Source organism: Aliikangiella marina, from assembly GCF_007004765.1.
Classification (GTDB): Bacteria; Pseudomonadota; Gammaproteobacteria; order Enterobacterales; family Kangiellaceae; genus Aliikangiella; species Aliikangiella marina.
On the sequence record NZ_VIKR01000002.1, the window covers coordinates 703,990 to 722,589 of the forward strand.

At 41.8% G+C, this 18,600-nt stretch carries 19 protein-coding genes; 13 read left to right on the forward strand and 6 right to left on the reverse strand.

Annotated features, from left to right (window positions below; translation table 11 throughout):
• Positions 1 to 51: 51 nt before the first annotated feature.
• A complete protein-coding gene (locus FLL45_RS09430) occupies positions 52 to 765 on the reverse strand; it encodes a ComFC family protein (RefSeq protein WP_142941766.1) in 714 nt (237 codons plus the stop codon).
• A gap of 311 nt (positions 766 to 1,076) precedes the next feature.
• On the opposite strand from FLL45_RS09430, the gene bioB reads away from it, so the two are divergent.
• The 4 genes from bioB to bioC are packed head-to-tail and all read left to right on the forward strand — an operon-like array spanning position 1,077 to position 5,086.
• Positions 1,077 to 2,180: a biotin synthase BioB gene (bioB, locus tag FLL45_RS09435; protein WP_142941767.1), complete on the forward strand. Its 1,104-nt coding sequence runs from the start codon at positions 1,077 to 1,079 to the stop codon at positions 2,178 to 2,180.
• 30 nt (positions 2,181 to 2,210) lie between these two features.
• A complete protein-coding gene (bioF, locus tag FLL45_RS09440) occupies positions 2,211 to 3,398 on the forward strand; it encodes an 8-amino-7-oxononanoate synthase (protein ID WP_142941768.1) in 1,188 nt (395 codons plus the stop codon).
• Positions 3,399 to 3,449: 51 nt separating this feature from the next.
• On the forward strand, positions 3,450 to 4,244 hold the full coding sequence (gene bioH / locus FLL45_RS09445) for a pimeloyl-ACP methyl ester esterase BioH (RefSeq protein ID WP_142941769.1): 795 nt from the start codon (positions 3,450 to 3,452) through the stop codon (positions 4,242 to 4,244).
• Complete coding sequence (bioC, locus tag FLL45_RS09450) at positions 4,241 to 5,086, forward strand: malonyl-ACP O-methyltransferase BioC (RefSeq protein WP_142941770.1); 846 nt, start codon at positions 4,241 to 4,243, stop codon at positions 5,084 to 5,086. Before bioH ends, bioC begins: the two co-directional genes overlap by 4 nt.
• A gap of 279 nt (positions 5,087 to 5,365) precedes the next feature.
• Here the strand turns inward: bioC and yaaA are convergent, their stop codons facing one another.
• Positions 5,366 to 6,136: a peroxide stress protein YaaA gene (gene yaaA / locus FLL45_RS09455; RefSeq protein ID WP_142941771.1), complete on the reverse strand. Its 771-nt coding sequence runs from the start codon at positions 6,134 to 6,136 to the stop codon at positions 5,366 to 5,368.
• Positions 6,137 to 6,259: 123 nt separating this feature from the next.
• Positions 6,260 to 7,789 (reverse strand): PilT/PilU family type 4a pilus ATPase, encoded by a 1,530-nt coding sequence (locus tag FLL45_RS09460; RefSeq protein WP_142941772.1) that lies wholly within the window; start codon positions 7,787 to 7,789, stop codon positions 6,260 to 6,262.
• Between the two features lie 269 nt (positions 7,790 to 8,058).
• Between FLL45_RS09460 and FLL45_RS09465 the strand changes: the two genes are divergently transcribed.
• The 6 genes from FLL45_RS09465 to bamJ all read left to right on the forward strand — a co-directional run bounded on the left by FLL45_RS09465 (position 8,059) and on the right by bamJ (position 11,743).
• Entirely contained in the window at positions 8,059 to 8,448 is a 390-nt protein-coding gene (locus tag FLL45_RS09465) for a hypothetical protein (protein ID WP_142941773.1), read from the forward strand.
• Positions 8,449 to 8,550: 102 nt separating this feature from the next.
• Positions 8,551 to 9,060, forward strand: coding sequence for a YqiA/YcfP family alpha/beta fold hydrolase (locus FLL45_RS09470; protein WP_142941774.1), 510 nt, complete (start codon positions 8,551 to 8,553; stop codon positions 9,058 to 9,060).
• A gap of 148 nt (positions 9,061 to 9,208) precedes the next feature.
• The gene (gene metA, locus FLL45_RS09475; protein WP_142941775.1) at positions 9,209 to 10,282 is read left to right on the forward strand and encodes a homoserine O-succinyltransferase MetA; all 1,074 of its coding nucleotides are present in this window, start codon (positions 9,209 to 9,211) and stop codon (positions 10,280 to 10,282) included.
• 105 nt (positions 10,283 to 10,387) lie between these two features.
• Positions 10,388 to 10,657, forward strand: coding sequence for a DUF4404 family protein (locus FLL45_RS09480; protein WP_142941776.1), 270 nt, complete (start codon positions 10,388 to 10,390; stop codon positions 10,655 to 10,657).
• Between the two features lie 139 nt (positions 10,658 to 10,796).
• Positions 10,797 to 10,991, forward strand: coding sequence for a DUF6316 family protein (locus FLL45_RS09485; protein ID WP_142941777.1), 195 nt, complete (start codon positions 10,797 to 10,799; stop codon positions 10,989 to 10,991).
• A gap of 131 nt (positions 10,992 to 11,122) precedes the next feature.
• Positions 11,123 to 11,743 carry a BamJ family beta-barrel-assembly machinery protein gene (gene bamJ, locus FLL45_RS09490; RefSeq protein ID WP_142941778.1) on the forward strand — a complete coding sequence of 207 codons (621 nt, stop codon included), beginning with the start codon at positions 11,123 to 11,125 and terminating at the stop codon, positions 11,741 to 11,743.
• A 151-nt stretch (positions 11,744 to 11,894) separates the two neighbouring features.
• On the opposite strand, the gene FLL45_RS09495 is transcribed toward bamJ, so the two are convergent.
• Positions 11,895 to 12,776: a helix-turn-helix transcriptional regulator gene (locus FLL45_RS09495; protein WP_142941779.1), complete on the reverse strand. Its 882-nt coding sequence runs from the start codon at positions 12,774 to 12,776 to the stop codon at positions 11,895 to 11,897.
• A gap of 178 nt (positions 12,777 to 12,954) precedes the next feature.
• Here FLL45_RS09495 and FLL45_RS09500 point away from each other — a divergent pair, with 178 nt between their 5' ends.
• The 3 genes from FLL45_RS09500 (at position 12,955) to FLL45_RS09510 (ending at position 15,683) form a co-directional block, all read left to right on the forward strand.
• A complete protein-coding gene (locus tag FLL45_RS09500; RefSeq protein WP_142941780.1) occupies positions 12,955 to 14,217 on the forward strand; it encodes a DUF2130 domain-containing protein in 1,263 nt (420 codons plus the stop codon).
• Between the two features lie 321 nt (positions 14,218 to 14,538).
• The gene (locus FLL45_RS09505; RefSeq protein WP_142941781.1) at positions 14,539 to 15,243 is read left to right on the forward strand and encodes a hypothetical protein; all 705 of its coding nucleotides are present in this window, start codon (positions 14,539 to 14,541) and stop codon (positions 15,241 to 15,243) included.
• A gap of 146 nt (positions 15,244 to 15,389) precedes the next feature.
• Positions 15,390 to 15,683 carry a hypothetical protein gene (locus tag FLL45_RS09510; protein WP_142941782.1) on the forward strand — a complete coding sequence of 98 codons (294 nt, stop codon included), beginning with the start codon at positions 15,390 to 15,392 and terminating at the stop codon, positions 15,681 to 15,683.
• Between the two features lie 2 nt (positions 15,684 to 15,685).
• Here FLL45_RS09510 and FLL45_RS09515 read toward each other — a convergent pair whose 3' ends face one another.
• Both FLL45_RS09515 and FLL45_RS09520 read right to left on the reverse strand, forming a co-directional pair.
• Entirely contained in the window at positions 15,686 to 16,981 is a 1,296-nt protein-coding gene (locus FLL45_RS09515; RefSeq protein WP_142941783.1) for an LEA type 2 family protein, read from the reverse strand.
• A 99-nt stretch (positions 16,982 to 17,080) separates the two neighbouring features.
• Positions 17,081 to 18,592, reverse strand: a complete 1,512-nt coding sequence (locus tag FLL45_RS09520; protein WP_142941784.1) for a B12-binding domain-containing radical SAM protein — start codon at positions 18,590 to 18,592, stop codon at positions 17,081 to 17,083.
• Positions 18,593 to 18,600 lie beyond the last annotated feature (8 nt).

Consider the following 18,600-nt stretch of genomic DNA (forward strand, 5'->3'; position numbering starts at 1 on the left):
ATTTAACGTTATTTGTTGTTGCTTGTTTAAGTTTAGTTGCGGTTTTTCGCGTTAGTATGAATAAGCGCGGGCAACAGTCCAGACATCGACACGAGCAATGCCAGCTTTCAATAAACAGCGGGTCAATTCAGTAACCGTTTTGCCGGTTGTCATAACATCATCAACCAGGGCGACGTGGCTCGCATCAATTGCTCTAACCCTAAATGCGCCCTTCAAGTTCTTCGCTCGTTCAGCGGCATCCAAGCCAACTTGCGGCTGGGTGGCTTTTTGCCTGTCGAGCCCCTGCCGGTGTAAGGGAATTTGTAACTGTTTTGAGAGCTTAGCGGCAATGAGCTGAGCCTGATTAAAACCTCGTTGTTTTAGTCTGCTATGGTGCAGCGGTATCGGCAATATTGCATGCGGTAACAGGTCCGATTTATAGGCTAAAGTGATTTTTTGGCTCAAATAATCGCTCATCAAGTTAAGGGATTGTGTTTGATGATGAAACTTTAGCTCGGTGATAAAGTCACTGATTGGCGATTCGTAATGAAAGGCCGATACGGTTTTTTCAAACGGGGGACTAGAGGTTAAACACTCTCCACACCTAAAGCGGCTTGAATTAATGCGAGGGTTTGTCATTGGCATGGCGCATATGTCACATGCGCTTTCGACAATGGGCAGCCGTTTGTGACAATCAGGGCAAATAAGGGGAGCTTGAGAATTGTTTGTGGCATTTCTAACATTGACCAAGCTGCCACATAGCAAGCAATCTGAAAAGAGTATCATAATTTCAGTTGATTGATTAAAATGTAGCCAGTTGTAAACTTTTGGGCGTCTGTTTGCTTGACAAACGTTTGACCCCCATTAAGATCCCTGCGTAACGAGGATATGGCGATTTAAGTGAAAATCGGTCGATGGCGGTAGCGGTTATTAACCTAAAGCGTTGATTTGTATCGATTATTCGATAGGTAAAGTCCATTTCAGTTGTCCCAGGCAGTGAAAGTAAATCTCTGATTACAAAATTAAATCCGAATCGCCGAATTAAGCCACAACTAATCCTTTAGTTGGGGATAAACGATTAAAATATGTGAGTTATTATGCAAGAAAAAGCTTCTGTGTCCAGTTTGAGTCAATCAGCGGAGCTTCGTCATGACTGGACGGTAGCTGAGATTCAATCGCTTTATGATATGCCATTTAATGATCTGCTATTCAGGGCGCAAGCCGTCCACCGGCAGCATTTTGAACCGAACCTGGTTCAAACTTCGACGTTAATGAGTATCAAAACAGGTGCCTGTCCAGAAGATTGTGCTTATTGTCCGCAAAGCGGCCACTATAATACCGGACTTTCTAAAGAGCAGTTGGTCGCCATAGATGAGGTCGTTAAATCGGCCAAAAATGCAAAACGCACAGGAGCTACTCGTTTTTGTATGGGAGCTGCATGGCGAAGTCCTCGTGGAAAAGATTTTCCAGTCGTGCTCGAAATGATAAAAGCCGTCAAGAACCTCGGTATGGAAACTTGTGTCACATTAGGAATGTTGAACGACGAACAAGCAGACCAACTCAAAGATGCCGGGTTAGACTATTACAATCATAATTTGGATACCTCAGCAGAATATTACGATCAAATTATCACCACCCGTACTTTTCAAGATAGACTTGATACCTTAGCTAGAGTCCGCGATGCTGGCATTAATGTGTGTGCAGGTGGCATTCTGGGGATGGGGGAAACTCTTAACGATCGACTCGGGCTAATCAAAGAACTCGCTAATTTGCCGGAACATCCACAGAGTGTGCCGATTAATCAACTCATTGCGGTCAAGGGCACGCCACTTGAAGATGCTAAACAACTTGATCCTTTCGAGTTTATTCGAATGATTGCGGTTGCGCGTATCGTGATGCCCAAATCTTATGTTCGTCTCTCTGCTGGTCGAGAAGACATGTCTGATGAAATGCAGGCGATGTGCTTCTTTGCAGGCGCCAATTCGATTTTCTATGGTGAAAAACTGCTTACCACTGAAAATCCGGATATGAATCATGACTTGGAACTATTCGCTCGTCTGGGTATTGAGCCAGAGGGGGGGACGCCAGAAACCAATCCTTGTCCCCGGAAGTTAGCGGAAGAGCAAGCGCAAATAGAGCAAGCAGTCAGTAACCAACAAGGTAAAAAAGCCGCGCCGCTTTTTTATGACGCTGCAAACTAGTCTCAGGCAAAACGAGCAAAAACGAGCAAAATGGCTGCGCAGCAAAATAAACTTGATTTGCTCAACCTGGAGCAAGTGTTAAGCCAACGCCAGCAGAACGATATGTGGCGAGAGCGGAGTGAGATCCATTCGGCTTGTTCGACTGAAGTTAAGTTAGTGAAGCAAGGGCTCAACCACTTTGAGGGAGTTAACTTTGCCAGCAATGATTATTTGGGATTGGCAAATAGCGACGAAGCCAAATCTGCGGTTGGCCGATTAGTTAACCAACTTGGTTTTGGGTCGGGAGCATCTCACTTAATTTGTGGGCATCACCTTGCGCACGAACAACTCGAAAAAGCCTTAGCTGAATTTTTACAAAGAGAGTCGGCGCTAACCTTTTCGTCAGGGTACGTTGCTAATCTCTCAATCCTGCAAACTTTGGCGAAAAAGGGTGACTTAATTGTTGCCGACAAACTGAATCATGCTTCGCTTATTGATGGGGTCCGATTAAGTGACGCTCAATCCAGTCGCTATCCTCATGGCGACTTATCGGTTTTAGAGTCTCGTTTAAAAAAAGCCGCAGCTAATAAATTTGTTGTCACTGATAGTGTTTTTAGTATGGATGGCGACATTGCACCGCTAAAAGCGATCGCAGAAGTGTGCCAAAAATATGATGCGATTTTGATTGTTGATGATGCACATGGATTTGGCGTTCTTGGAAAGCACGGGCGAGGATGCTGCGAACATTTTGACCTCAACCAAAATCAAATTCCCATATTAATGACAACTTTAGGTAAATCGTTAGGAGGTGTTGGCGCTTGTGTTTCGGGGAAAAAGTTGTTGGTCGACTATTTAATCCAGTTCGCACGCCCGTACATTTATACGACAGCGATACCGGCGATAAATGCGATTGGAAACTTAGCGAACCTATCTTTGTTAGAGGGAACCCCTGAACTGATTCATAAACTACATAAAAATATCGAACTCTTTAAAGCTGCATGTGATAAAAAAAATATTCCTTTATTAGCGTCTTCAACAGCAATACAACCGATACACATCGGTGACCACAAGCGATTAATGAGCGTTAACAAAGCATTAATGAATAAGGGCTTTTTAGTTGGAGCGATACGTCCACCGACGGTTCCAGTTAATGGCGCAAGGTTGAGAGTGACACTCAGTGCGGCACACACAGAAAAACAAATCGCCGGTTTAGTGATCGCTTTAGCACAAGTGCTTTAGTATGACCGAATCGAGAAGTTAAACTTAAACAATAGCGAATTGAAACCAAAAATGAGCTTAAAACCCTACGTCTTCACATCTGGCAAAGGCCCCAACCTAGTATTAATTCACGGTTGGGGATTGCACGGTGGTATATGGGAAACCGTATTACCTATGCTAGAAGAAAGTTTCACCATACATAATATTGATTTACCGGGATTTGGTCGCAGTCCTGTTCATAATGGTGAGTACACTTTAGATTATTTGGTGGAAGCGGTTGCTGAAGTGATGCCAGACGACGCCAATGTTATTGGTTGGTCTTTAGGAGGTTTAGTGGCTACTGGCATTGCGCTTGATATACCTAAGAAAGTCAATCGTTTGATTACTGTTGCGTCCAATCCTTGTTTTGTGGCGACCGATGATTGGCAGTATGGTATGCAGGCTAAAATATTGGAATCATTTATTGATTATCTAGAAGAAGATTATGAAACAACGTTAATACGGTTTTTAGGTATTCAAACTATGGGAAGTGCAACTCAAAAAGAGGATATTAAAAAGCTCAAGGAAGCGGTTTTTTTACATGGACAGCCATCAAAAAAAGCGTTACGAGGTGGTCTTCAAATTTTACATGATATGAATTTGATTGGACGCTTAGCTCAATTAACCCAACCTGTGCTTAGGATGTATGGAAGGCTAGATTCGCTTGTCCCCGCAAAAGTGGCCGATGATGTTGCTGGATACTTGCCAGAAAGTCAGTCAATTGTTTATCGCAAAGCTGCCCATGCTCCCTTTTTGTCAGCCAGCGATGATTTTGTTGACGATGTAAAAAAGTTCTTTACAAAAGACTCAGCTGGTGACGTTCAATGACCCTCTCTAAAAAATTAATTGCGGAATCGTTTAGTAAGGCGGCTACCAGTTATGATGCAGCTGCATTTCTTCAAAAGGAAGTAGCAGATAGAGTATTTGAGCGCTTGGATCTAATGCGTGTCGATCCTAAATTAATTCTCGATGTAGGATGTGGGACGGGCTATTGTTCTCGCGAACTAAGAGATCGTTTTTCGCGTGCTAAAGTCTACGGGATCGATATCGCCCCTGGAATGATAAAAGTTGCCAAAAATCAACAAAATTTGTTTAGAAAAATTAACTATCAAGTTGCTGATGTTGATCAATTACCTTTTGAAGATAATCAATTCGATCTCGTTTTCTCTAGTTTGACGATTCAGTGGCTAACCGATTTAAAACATACTTTTAAAGAGTTAAATAGAGTGTTAAAACCTGGTGGACTGGTTATTTTTTCAACCTTGGGACCTGACACGTTATACGAATTACGAGATAGCTGGCGTGAGGTTGATCAGGGTGTTCACGTCAATGAATTTATTGACATGCATATCGTTGGAGACCATGTTTACAATAGCCATTTTGATAATACCGTAATGGACCGCGATGTTATTACGATGACTTATCAAACCATGATTGGCTTGATGCGAGACTTAAAAGCGATCGGCGCGCATAATATTGATAGTAACCGCGCACGGGGAATGCTGGGAAAAACGAAGTTCAAATTGCTCGAAAAAGCGTATGACAAATTCCGTTGGAAATCAGGGGAACTTCCCGCTACCTATGAAGTTGTTTACGGACACGCATGGAAAAAACACGGTGAACCATCAGGCGATTATCATACCTATAAAGTCGATCCAAACAGGCTTTAGCTCAATACCATTGTCGATAGTTCAGGCTTGTGATTAATCGTCCAAAACCAAAGTCGGCGGATGGCGAGTTATTCAATCAGTTCAACGCGTCAGTCAAAATCGATATCTAAAATCGACCTTTAAAATTCAAGCGAAAGACTGACGGCGCTTTTATAGAAGTCAGTCTATCCGAGTAAAAGTTAATAGAGCTCGCACAGACACAACAAAGCTTTAGGTTATCGGTTAATTTTCGGGCCGTCGATTAGCAGTCAATTTATCGAGCGCTTCTCTTTTTATCGTTTATTGCTTGCGTAAAAATACCAGGCTGTCGTCAGTACTGGATTTTTTGTCAAATTTATAGCCATCGAGATTAAACGCCTTTAACCCTTCAGGATCATCGATTTGATTTTGGATAATAAATCGAGTCATCAGTCCTCGTGCTTTTTTCGCGAAGAAGCTTAATATTTTGTATTGGCCGTTTTTGAAATCTTTAAAAACTGGCGTGATAATACGGTAAGGCATGTCTTTTTCTTTTACCGCTTTGAAGTACTCGTTAGAGGCTAAATTCACGATAATGGGTTGTGCTTGTTTCTTGAGTTCTTTTTGAAGGTGATTGTTTAGCGTATCTCCCCAAAACTCATACAAATTTTTACCAGCATCATTAGCAAACTTGGTTCCCATTTCTAATCGATAGGGTTGTATTAAATCCAGTGGTTTCAAAATACCGTAAAGACCAGACAGTATTCGCAAATGTTTTTGCGCGTATTTAAAGTCATCACTCGACAGTGTATCTGCATCTAATCCTTGGTATACGTCCCCTCGAAAAGCGAGTAGCGCTTGACGAGCATTCTCAGGGGTGAAGGGCGGTTTGAAAGATTGAAAACGGTCAAAATTTAACGTCGCTAGTTTGTCGCTAAGCTTCATTAAACTGGCGATTTCTTGAGGTGCGAGTTTTTTCAATTGAGCAACCAATTGCTGAGATTCAGACAAGTACTTGGGTTGCGACTTCTGCTTGGTTGCAAGCGGACCTTCAAAATCTAGACTTTTGGCAGGAGAGATTACTGTAATCATAGATGGCTTCGTATCAATTAAGGTTGGTGTATAAAATCATTAAATAGCGTCGGGGCGTAAGAATAACAAAAAAAGCCCGTGCCCGCGCTGGGTGTCGAACTTTTTTTTAGGTTTGATTAATCTTTAAACAGATTCGGAATGTTTGCCCACCGGAAGCTTTCGCAAAAGTCCCGCGATACCTTGGTTTAGCTGCTGCTGAGTTTCGTTTAAATCTGCTGTTTTCCTCGCGGCACTAATTCGATAAATCGGCTTTTCTGCTTCTCTATCGATAACATTAATGGTTAGGTGCGCTTGCTCTTTAGTATCATTGATGAACTCTGTCGGTTTACTCCGACCTTCCATTGATTCTAACTTGAGGCCTTCTTCAGCTTGGTAGCTCAAGACAAACTGAATCTCAATATCCGCGTCGCGAATTTTAAATTCCAATCCGCGTTGATTCATGGCTGCCATAATCGCAGCGGTCAACTTCTTCTGTGCGTCGGGAGTTTTTGATTTAACTTTGAGAGGATTAATTGTGTAAGTGTGGTAATGATCAAAAGGTGCAGCATGATCCACTGCGACGTCTCCACCGCCGACATTAGATTCTGATTTATCACCATCTTCTAATCTAAATCGTAGCGCTAAATTGTTCGCAGAATCAGCTTTTCTCAGGGCTTCTTTGCGGGAAACTTTACCATCTTTTACGAGTAGGTACAGAGCATCGTCAAATGTCTGATTAATTTTACCTTTCGAGCGAGTCATCGCTTCCTTGATATCTTCAATTTTTCCTTTCTCAATTAACTGCGCGATAAAGGGGGTATTAACCATTATCTCAACGGCAGCAACGCGTTTTTCCTCTAGACCAATACAAAGTCGTTGCGCAATTATTGCATTTAAATTGAGAGCAATATCCTGGAGAATGATTTTATGCACTTCCTCTGGAAAAAAATTAACTATTCGCTCAAGAGCAAGGTTCGCATTGTTGGCATGCATGGTAGCAAGACATAGATGACCCGTTTCGGCATAGGTCAGTGCTTGACGCATCGTCTCCTGGTCACGAATTTCGCCGATAAGAATAACGTCGGGTGCTTCGCGCATCGCGTTTTTTAAAGCGATTTCAAATGAATCGGTGTCAACGCCAACTTCTCTTTGGTTGACCAATGATTTTTTGTTTTTATGAACAAATTCAATGGGGTCTTCTATCGTCAAAATATGACCGCCGTGGTTTTCATTCCGATAATCAATCATCGACGCGAGCGTGGTCGATTTTCCGGTGCCTGTGGCGCCTACCAAGAGAACAAGACCCCTTTCTTTACAAATGAGTTCTTTAAGAACTTTGGGTAATCCGAGGTCGTCTATTGATGGAATTTTCTTCTTGATATAACGCACAACCATCGCTGGCTCGCCGCTTTGTTGGAACACATTGACTCTGAAGCGACCAACCCCTTCGAGTTTTAGTGCGATATTGAGTTCTTTTGTTGCTTTAAACTCGGCAATTTCTTGTTCTTTTAAGATCGAGTAAATGAGCGAATGGTTGTCTTCACTGGTGAGCCGATGATCCCTTACAGGTTTGATTTTCCCTTCAACTTTGATTAAGGGAGGGGAATCGACGCTGATAAATAAGTCAGACGCTTGATTGACTACCATTGCACCGAGCAATTCCACCATATCCATAGATAAGCCCCATGATTTGTTATTATTGAGCGGTTATAAAAGAGATAATAGCGAGTTTTAGTGCAAAAAACATCCGGTGCGAAGCTAACTTTGTATAGTAAATATCTATAAAATAGATATTTATGAGGCATTTGGATACAGATTCCTTTGATTCTTCTGATTGAATTCTCATTATTTGCGGCTTATATTAGTTAATATAGATATAGGTTTCCACGTGTTGAAACCGAAAAGTTCTTTGCTTTTATTCATGATCTGTCAGGGAGAAAGCTGTGATAGATAAAAACTCAATCGCAGAGACCTTGAAAGAAGTATTGCCGCCAGGTGCTGAAGTCGAGTTTGATTTTCAAGGTGACGATTTTGTCGCGAGCTTTTGTTGGTTACTCAACAATGATCCTAAGCGACCTTTTAAACGGTCGAAACGGGTCGAGTTTGTGGTGTCACCAGAAGCCCTTGAAGACTTCAGTAATGTCGGCAACAAGAAAGAAGCTCGCCTACAAATGAACCTGGAAATGTATTTAAATCATATGCTTGATGAGTTCGAACCGGACCATCAGGCACCCGAAGGCTTCGCCGAGCCTACCGAGAAATGGCGAATAGACTCAATGTATTTTCTTGAAACACTCGAGTCTATCCCTGGGATTAAACGCCGCTTGTTTTAGCTCATCTATCAAGTATCCTTAACGCTTATTGTTGCCTGCCCCAGGTGGGCTCAGAGATGCTGGGCTCAGAGGTGCTGGGCTCAGAAATACAGAGGTTCAGAAATGGCGCTAGTTTGTTTTAGTCACGGAAAAGACAGTGCTCCCAAAGCAACTAAAATATCAGCACTCAGCGAGGTAGCAAGAAGTGCAGGGCATCACTCCTTGAGTGTTGATTATCGCGGTATTGATGATCCGCAAACTCGAGTTGATAAACTTGAGAAAACCCTACAGTCGCCGGATTACCGTTCGGCAGAGCTGGTTTTAGTTGGTTCGAGTATGGGCGCTTATGTCAGCTTGTTTGCAAGTACTCACTTCAAGCCTGTTGGTTTATATTTAATGGCTCCTGCTGTTTTTATGCCTGGCTATGAACAAGTGCCGAAAGCCCCCGAAGCTTGTTTAACCCAAATTGTTCACGGGTGGTCCGATGAAATTGTGCCGGTGGAAAATGCTATCCGCTTCGGCCAGGAAAACAACGCCGAAACCTTATTGCTGGATGACGACCACCGCTTGAGTCATTCGTTGCCTGTGTTAGAGTCGCACTTTGCAGCGTTTTTAGCGAGGCTATCCATCTAACCGAGTTAACCCATAGAACTAATTCCTTCCCTAACAAAGCCTTCCTTTCAAAAAAAGCGGAAAAACCGCTAAATAACTACCAGCTATTTTCCATTTGACGGTAGCTTGATTACTATATGGACGTTTAGACGTCTATATGGTTTTGGTTATGCCTTTAGTGGCTTTTAATAATTTGCCGACATACGCTCGCTTGAAAGCGGAGCATCATGATGTTATCGAGCGTGAAAGAGCGGAACATCAGGATATTCGAGAGTTGCATATTGGCTTGTATAACCTAATGCCGGATGCCAGCTTGCAAGCAACTGAACGCCAATTTATGCGGTTGGTTGGAGATTGTAATCAAATCGTACAATTCTATGTTCATTTGTTTACCGCAAGGAGGATACAGCGGGGACATGCTGCCCAGCAGTGGATTGACGAATACTATACGGACTTTGAGTCGATTAAAAAGCACGGCTTGGATGCACTGATTATTTCCGGCGCTAATCCAGAACGAGCACAACTCGACCAAGAGGATTTTTGGCCGGAGCTCACTCAAGTCATTGATTGGGCGAGCGAAAACGTTACCTCTAGTTTGTGTGCCTGTTTAGCGACCCACGCGACGTTAAAATATTTATATGGTATTGACCGACGGCCCCTTGAAACAAAGCGTTGGGGGGTTTTCTCTCATAGAGCTAATAAAACGGCTCACCCGCTCACCCGACATACTAATACGCGCTATGACGTGCCACATTCGCGAAACAACGAGGTCAGCGCCGCTCAGCTAGAATCGCATGGTTTAAAGCCTTTGGTAGAAAGTGAACAAGGCGGTATTCATCTGGCTGTGAGTCCCGATGGAATTCGATTTGTTTATTTTCAGGGTCATCCAGAGTACGATGCAGTCAGTCTGTTGAAAGAATACAAACGAGAAATTGATCGCTGGTTTAGCAATCAACGAAATGACTATCCGCCGTTTCCAGAGAATTACTTCAATGAGGAGTTGCAAGCATTTTTGGACAATTTCAAAAAACAATGTGAATTGGCAAAAAGTAGCCCGGGCGCAATGCCAAATTGGCCTGCGACTTGGATTGAAGAGCGTTTGGAAAATACTTGGCGGGATACCGCCTTGTCAACATTTAATAATTGGCTTGGACTAGTTTATCAGTTGACTCACTTGGAGAGAAAGTTGCCTTTTATGTCTGGGGTCGATACCGACAATCCACTGATCGCAGTCACTAATTAAGCGAAATTGTCGTCTCGGGGGCTTGTTCACAAGCGAGCAATGCACTAACCTTGAAATCAATATCCGCTTAATTTGTGAGATTTCAGTCGAATTCAGGGAGACCGCATGAATAAGCAACAGATGCTTGATATTCTCAATGAACTTAAGGTAGAGCTTGCTGAAAATCAACAGCTTGATACTCATCAAAAGCAAACTACTGAGGCATTGATTGAGGAAATTTGGGCACAAGTTAGTGCACCAGAAAACCAGTTGAGTGGTGATCAATATTTACTCAACAAGTTTAAAAATGTTACTGAAGAGTTTGAAATCAACCATCCGAAGTTGACTGATATTTTTGGTCGTTTGTCGGATTTGTTATCGCGTATGGGGCTGTAATACTGCAGGTTGAGGTGTTCTCCTACGCATGTGTGAGCTTTGTCTCACAGTACAAGGTGGTTTTGGATTACAATACATCCGCTAATCACAGTGTATGATGCGCAAGCATCAACAATGCGTTATTTTTAGGGAAGCGAATATGCGCAAAGAAGATCCTTACTTTAAAATTTATGATCGATCAGACAGGCTGTATCAAACAGAGTCAGGATGGTTTTTCTCGGTTCGTCAGGGAGCGGCTTTTGGGCCATACGAGTCTCAGCAAAATGCTAAAAAGAATTTAGCGAGTTTTGTTGAAATCATTCAAGATCAATCAATCGCAGGCTACGGAAGCTAACGAAACGTTAGTAGCCTCGCGCTATCAAGACTGCAATCGGCAGTCGTCAACTTTAAAGTCCCCGAATTAACCAGGGTAGGTTTTTGTCGCTGTGTTATAATCGGGGTTTTTAATCTAAAGAGTTTAATTTAATGAGTAATGAATTTGTAAGCCATGAGCAAAAGGCGAGTTACGGTGTTGGTCTCAATATGGGCGCTCAACTTTTACAGCAAACATTTGATGGACTAGATATCGACGCTGTCGCCGCTGGAGTAAAAGACGCTTTTACTCGTTCTCAACTGGCAGTGCCCCAGGAAGAAATTCAAGCGGCATTCGAGGTTATCAGTAAAGTGATGGAAAAGAAACAAGCAGAGCTTTCAAAACAACAAGCGGAAGCTGGGCGTGTTTTCTTAGAGGAAAACGAAAAGAAAGAAGGTGTCCAAGTTACCGAGTCAGGCTTGCAATATGAGATCATTACCGAAGGCGCCGGTGATAAACCCACTGCCACATCGACCGTTCGCACCCATTACCATGGTACTTTAGTGGACGGTACCGTTTTTGACAGCTCTTATGAGCGTGGTCAACCAGCTGAGTTTGCCGTTAATGGTGTGATCAAAGGTTGGACTGAGGCGTTGCAAATGATGCCTGTGGGATCTAAGTGGAGATTAACGATCCCCTATGAACTGGCTTATGGCGAACAAGGTGCTGGCGGAGCGATTGCTCCTTACTCGACCTTAGTGTTTGACGTTGAGCTATTGGAAATCGTTAGCTAAGGATTAATGGCCAAGCGTCAAGCGCGAGTAACCACGTGCCAAAACAAGTACTTGGTTTGGTTTACCCAAAAAGGGCACTAATAAGTGCCCTTTTTTGTGCAAACCAATGAGTCCTATGGGTTAATCATATAACTTCTCACGCAGTTTCAACTTATTCTGGCAGTAGCCATTTCTCTAGCTCGCTTCGATTGGTAACCACTAGCTGCTGTGCCGCAGGAATAGGATGCAATTCTGACTTGTCAATTCTCAAGAGTTGAAGATAATAGGTCACAAGCGGCGCGCGAGTTTTGATTATCATTTGACCGTTCATCATAGCAAAGTCATGCTCGATGACTTTCTGTTGGGCGTTATTCAGTCGCTTGTCCGGTTCTACAATTATTTCGACAAATTGATTCCAATCCTCGTCATCTGCTTCTGACTGCTGAGCTTTGAGAGTGATCTCAGAAATGTCCGTCATTCTTGAAAGGAGAAAATCCTTGAACATATTTGTTTCTTCACAAAATGCTCTGACATGCCAGCGATAACCGTTAAACACCAGTGTGTGAGGAGCTATCATACGATCTCTCGGTTCGGGTTTTGATAGAGAGGTGTATTGGATTTCGACGCGCATTCTGTCTCGCGCAGCTTCAATGATTGGGCGAACGAATTCTGGTTTTACGTTTCTGAGCGGTGGTGAGATACTAGTGATGTTCGCCTGGCTAATATCCAGGTATTCGATTTTTGAACTCAAGTCCTGTCGACTGGCCAATAAATAGAGATATTCATTGATATCGCCTTTGGTCACTACGCAAGAAAAGCTTTCAGATGGACGGTAGCCTTTCAATTTGGTGTCATATTCTAAGTTGTTAGGGGCTATTTCCGAATTATAGAAATTGATATCTTTGCTTGCTTGTTGACGCCCGATTCCAAATGCTTGCCTGAGATGGTTTGTGGTTAACCGTCCTTCCCACAAAGCAATGGTTTCGATTAAGCGATATCTTAACAGTAAATCCCAACGTTGAGACCAGTCCGTGTCGCTAGACTGTCTTGCCATATTCTGAGCCTTTAAGCATTAAACAATTTATTAACCGCAACCCATAAAACGAATGTTTTTTATCGATTTTATTCGGTTTCCTAGACATGTTGTTAAAGGCTACATAAGATAGTCATCATAAACAAGCAAAACCATTTTGGTTTTTTCTATCATCGCTAATAATAAAACCGTTAACGCCATGAGTGACTCCAAGCCTAACAAAATTCAATGTCCCAATTGCAATACTTCGATTGATGTTAATCAGGTACTTGCTCAGCAACTCTCTGAAGAACTACGCAGTCAGTATGAGGCCAAGGCAGAAAAAGACCGTAAACAACTGAATGCAAGTTTAAATGCGATAGAAGTTGAGAAGCAAAAGCTCAACGAAGAGAAGCAACGCCATCAGCAAGCGGTTGAAGCGGAAGTTAAACAACAACTTAAATTTCAAACTGATAAAATCCGCCGTGAAATTATTTCAGAGGTTACTGAAGAGCAGGGCGAACGCTTAAAACTGCTCCAGCAAGAGCTGAATACTAAGTCAGAACAACTGAAGGCTTTTAATAAAGCGAAAGCTGAAATCGAAAAATTGAAGCGAGAAAAGGATGAGCTTAAAGACAGTGTTGAAGCGGAAGCAGCTAGAAAATTAAATGATCAATTAGCGGTAGAAAGACAAAAGATAATTAAAGCCGAGAGTGAACGAAGCCAATTAAATTTGTCTGAAAAAGAAAAAGTGATTGAGCAGCTAAAAGAGCAATTAGATATTGCTAAACGAAAAGCCGAACAAGGTTCAACCCAACTTCAAGGTGAAGTACAAGAGTTAGCGATAGAGCAGTGGTTGGTCGAGCATTTTCCACTTGATTCGATCGAAGAAATTAAAAAAGGTGCGCGGGGTGCAGATTGTCTCCAGGTTGTTAATACTCATTCACGACATAATTGTGGGACGATTTATTACGAGTCAAAGCGCACGCAAAATTTCCAACCCAGTTGGATTGAAAAATTTAAGAATGATATTCGAGAGAAAGGTGCCGACATTGGTGTTTTAGTAACTGAGGCGATGCCTAATGACATGCAACGAATGGGAATGAAAGATGGTATTTGGATTTGTACATTCGATGAGTTTAAGGGGCTATGTTTGGTGCTTAGGGAGTCGGTTATTCGAATGAGTCGAGCGATTGCTGTGCAAGATAATAAAGGCGATAAGATGGCTATGCTATACGATTTTCTTACTGGAAATGAGTTTCGTATGCAGGTCGAAGCAATTGTTGAAGGATTTACCCAAATGCAAGAAGATTTGGTTAAGGAAAAGCGCGCTATGAGCGGAATTTGGAAAAAGCGCGAAAAACAAATAGAAAAGGTATTATTAAATACGACCCATATGTATTCGTCGGTCCAGGGAATTGCGGGTTCGGCAGTAAAATCTTTACCAATGTTAGAATTAGGAGACGATGAAGCGCTCGACTGACTGGTTCACTTATTTCCGGTAATAAGAATTTAATTTTGTTATTCCTCTGAGTAATGTAAACGTGATCGGTTGCAAAATACCGACAATTTCTGTGTTTTTCACTATTGTGCAAAATCTATTCAACCTGTATCATCCGCGTCAATTTTAGGGCTTGATTAATTCAAGCCAATAACCAACGCATAATCAACCACTTGCATTGTACACAATGTTTAAACCCGGTTTTGGTTAGGTCGTCGGTTAGAATCATCTGGCTCGGTTTGATCGACAGGAAAGACTGCAGTACCGGCCACCGAATAACTCAATAAGAGGTAAAAGTAAGGTATGTCGCAAACTTATAGCGTTGTCTTTGCAGGAGAGTTAATCGAAGGATTTGAAGTTGAATCAGTCAAAAAAGCATTTGCTGATATCTTTCAAGTAAAAGATGAAAACGTTCAAAAGTATTTCTCTGGTAAACCTCGTGTTGTTAAGAGAAATTTAGATGAAGAAACTGCTGCACGATATCAGCGAGTTTTTGCCAAATATGGTGCTAATGTCGAAGTACTCAAAAGCGTTAACCAAGCCGTTGCAAAAGACATAGAAAGTATCAAACGTCCTGTAACGAATGAAGCCACAGCGACTAAAACTGCAGTGAATAAGACTGCAGCAACTGGGACTGCAGCGACTAGGACTGCAGCGACTAGGACTGCTGCGTCTAAAATGCCCGCACCGAAAAAAGTGACCCGCTCTAAGCTTGACAAAAAAGCCGTCGAAAACACGATTCAAAAGTTTCATGCACCAGTCGACCCGAGTGCTAATCTAATCGCCCAAGGTAGAGAACGTCAAGCAGCTAAAATGAGCCGAATTGAAATCGCCGAGGAATCTCGAAGTACTTCAATTTTTTATGCAGGTCTAGCGGCAATTGGCTTCGGCTTAGTTGATGGAGCGATGACTTATTTGGGGGGCAGTTTTGAGGTTTTAGAATTATGGACCTCGGTTCTTGCAGTAACCATCGGTAGCATTATGTTGTTTTCAAGTAACGCCAAATAATCATTTCATCTCGTTCTAAGCGCCGAGTTAATACTCGGCGTTTTTATTTCCCCATGGCTATAAATTGATCTAGATCTAAATTCCGCGTTCGAATGGTCACAATTTGTTCATATTTGGATTACACTGGTCGCATAATCGGAGGGAACATGGCAGCGCTTGATACTGATACTGGGGTGATCACTGAGCTTCTCGATAGGTTTAATCATCTCCATTTACCGCGAGTAATGGAAATTAAAGACCGACTCGATGAGGGTCAATTACTCCTAGAAACTGATATCGAGTTTCTTACGGTTGTCCTTACTGATTCGCAAAACATGCGAGGCTATATTGAACGAAACCCTGACTTTAAGCCTTTGGCGGCTAAAATTTCTCATTTTTATTACCAAATAATTGAAATCGCAACCGAAAATGAGCATCAGGGTAAATACGCTGATTATTAGTCTTATTGAACGATATTCACGGTGAAAGGAATACCAGGCCACAATTCAAATTGAAGGTCGACGCGCCAGTTCTCCAATAAGTTATTCATCTCTTTAAGTTGGCTAAAGTTTGAGACCGAGTCGAAAGAGAGCTTAACGTTTCTTGAGCCGCCCGAAGGAATCTCAAAACCACTCAAATCAACCGTTGAGATGAGAACGTCATCTTTCTCAATAAAAATCTGACTTTGCTCAATGACAATATCGTAGTCAGTGGGATTTTTAATGGTTAAATCTACTGAGAACTTAGCGACGGAATCGCCTTCAAATATTGCCTTAAAAGAGGGGAGTTGATAGTCAAATGAAGACCAATCGACTGAATACTCGGCTTTAAGTATTTGGCTCTTATAGTGCAAACTCGAGATCAGTCGTCCGTGCAGAAAAAGCATCACGAAACAAGTTATGAGAACAGCGCTATAAAACCTAATTTTATTTTTCTTTTGTGGAACCAATGTGCGTCCAACGATTGGCAAAAGCTGTGATGCAATGCGAGTACCAGCTGGAATCGATAAGGTCAAGAAAACAAGGTTAGTAAAAAATAAAATGGCCGAAATTTTAATCAGATCGAGAGATTCGAGCGTAAATACAAAATGACTAATCACTATGGCGGGTAAACTAAATAGCGCCCCAAAGCTCAATACTAGAATCGGTTTTTGGGCCAAAACCTTTAAAACAAGACTATAGCGAGTTCGATGTCTTTGCAAAGTTGGAGAAATAAAGTCGACACCAAAAGTAAAAAATAAAAATAGGTAACTTAGGATAATTGCGACAATATTTGTCCAAGCATATGGGTAATAACCAATCCACAAGATAACCAGTTGACTGGTCATATAAAAGATAAGTAGTTTGGTTTCTTCCCAGGCTTGCATCCATAATGGAAACTCGCGAACTTCGCCATTTTGGTACCCAGCCTCAAATTCAAATTTTGCAGAGTAGGTTTCCTTGATAGGAAACAGAAACATCGAAGCAATAACGAGTGATGCACCGAGAATCATATTGCCGATAACTATTTTTGCTTGAGACTCAAAAAGAAAGTTTGTTAACTGTTCGGATACTTGGTGCCAAGAAGAAGGAAAAAAGTGGTCGAGTACTAACTGTTTTAACGCTTCTTGGTTCTCGATGAGCAGCCATATAAACAGTCCGAAAATGGTTAAACCAGTCACGAGATAAATACACATCCATTTAAATGACTGCTTACGGATGTGTCGAAGTGATAAAGGGGCGCGATACAAAGATTCTGTTAGCTGCTGAATAAGGGTCATTGATTCACTTATTGGTTTATAGAGTTATTAATGTCGTTTATGCACTAAAAATAGTTTGGTCTATGGCGCCTAGAATGACTGGGACTAACTCGCCGTAAATTACCCAATATGGCGTTGCTGTCTCAATGATCTTTTATGCTGACTCGCACTATCTCGCTTATCGCTGGCAATTAATACGAGACCTTTAAAGTTGCCTTTAAGTTTTGAGGCTACGTAGTCTTTTTCGATTGCCAAGATTAGTTTTTCATGACGATCTGGAAATAACACTTCTACTGCTTGTGCGACATACTCATACAGCTTTTTCAAGTTTATTTGGTGGGTTTGCCCGGTGAGTTCAAAAATCCAATCAGTAATCGCCATAAAGTCATCGAATGGATTGTCGATCAGTAATAATGGTAAAGCATGCTTAAATCGTCCGGAATTTCCAATCATATCCCAATAACGTGCAAATCGATTAACGCGTTGCATGGTGACAAAATCAACGCGGTCATTGCTAAGAATATTGAATGGGGGCAATGGATTAAACCGTAAATCATACTCCTCAGTGTGACGAATAATGGGACTTCCTTTTAATCTTTTTAAGATTCCCATTTGAATTTCATGTGGGCGGCAAGCATACAACTCATTAAAGCTTGATTTAAATGTTGCTAAAGTCTCTCCGGGTAAACCAAAGATTAGATCCGCATGAATGTGTGCAGTAGTATTATTTCTTAACCAGAGTAAATTATTTTTTGAGCGCTCGTTATTTTGTTTTCTGCTAATGAGCGTCTGAACTTCACTATTGAAGGTTTGGATGCCGACTTCAAATTGTAAGCTTCCCTCCGGAAATTTAACCAATGTTTCTTTTAGTTTTTCAGGTAAATGATCCGGGATAACCTCGAAATGGAGGAATAAATTTTCGTCCATCCGATCGAGAAAAAAGTTCATTATTGCAAGAGTGGTAGAAACTTTGAGATTAAACGTACGATCAACAAATTTGAAATGTCTAGCGCCTCGTTGATAAAGAATATCCATCTCACTGAGAAATCGCTGCAATTCAAATGGATAGGAAGTTTTATCAAGCGCAGACAAACAAAACTCACACTTAAATGGACATCCCCGCGATGCTTCTACATACAGTAGCCGATGCTTAAGGTCTTCGTCAGTATAATATTGATACGGTAGTTGAAGCGCCTTGAGCTCAACCGGTTTTGAGCGAAGTATTTTTTTCTCAGGTAATTGATGACTTAAGATATCCTCACACAGTTTATGGAAGCTCAGATCGGCTGCGCCCGTTACGACATAATCAGCAAATTTAAAAATAGATTGCGTTTCGGTTTCATAACTCACTTCAGGTCCGCCGAGTACGATCTTAATCTCTGGAGCGATGGTTTTAAGTTGACTGACAACATCTAAAGTTTCAACAGCGTTCCAAATATAAACTCCAAAGCCGATGATACTCGGTTTACTCTCAAGCAGTTGCTCCACAATATCAATTGCCCGAGTTTTGATGGTAAATTCTTTAATTTCAGTTTGCGCTTGCAAGCCCTGCATATTGGCATAGAGATAACGCAAACCCATACTGGCATGGATGTATTTAGCGTTAAGTGTTGCGAGAATTATTTGTGCCACGACAATTA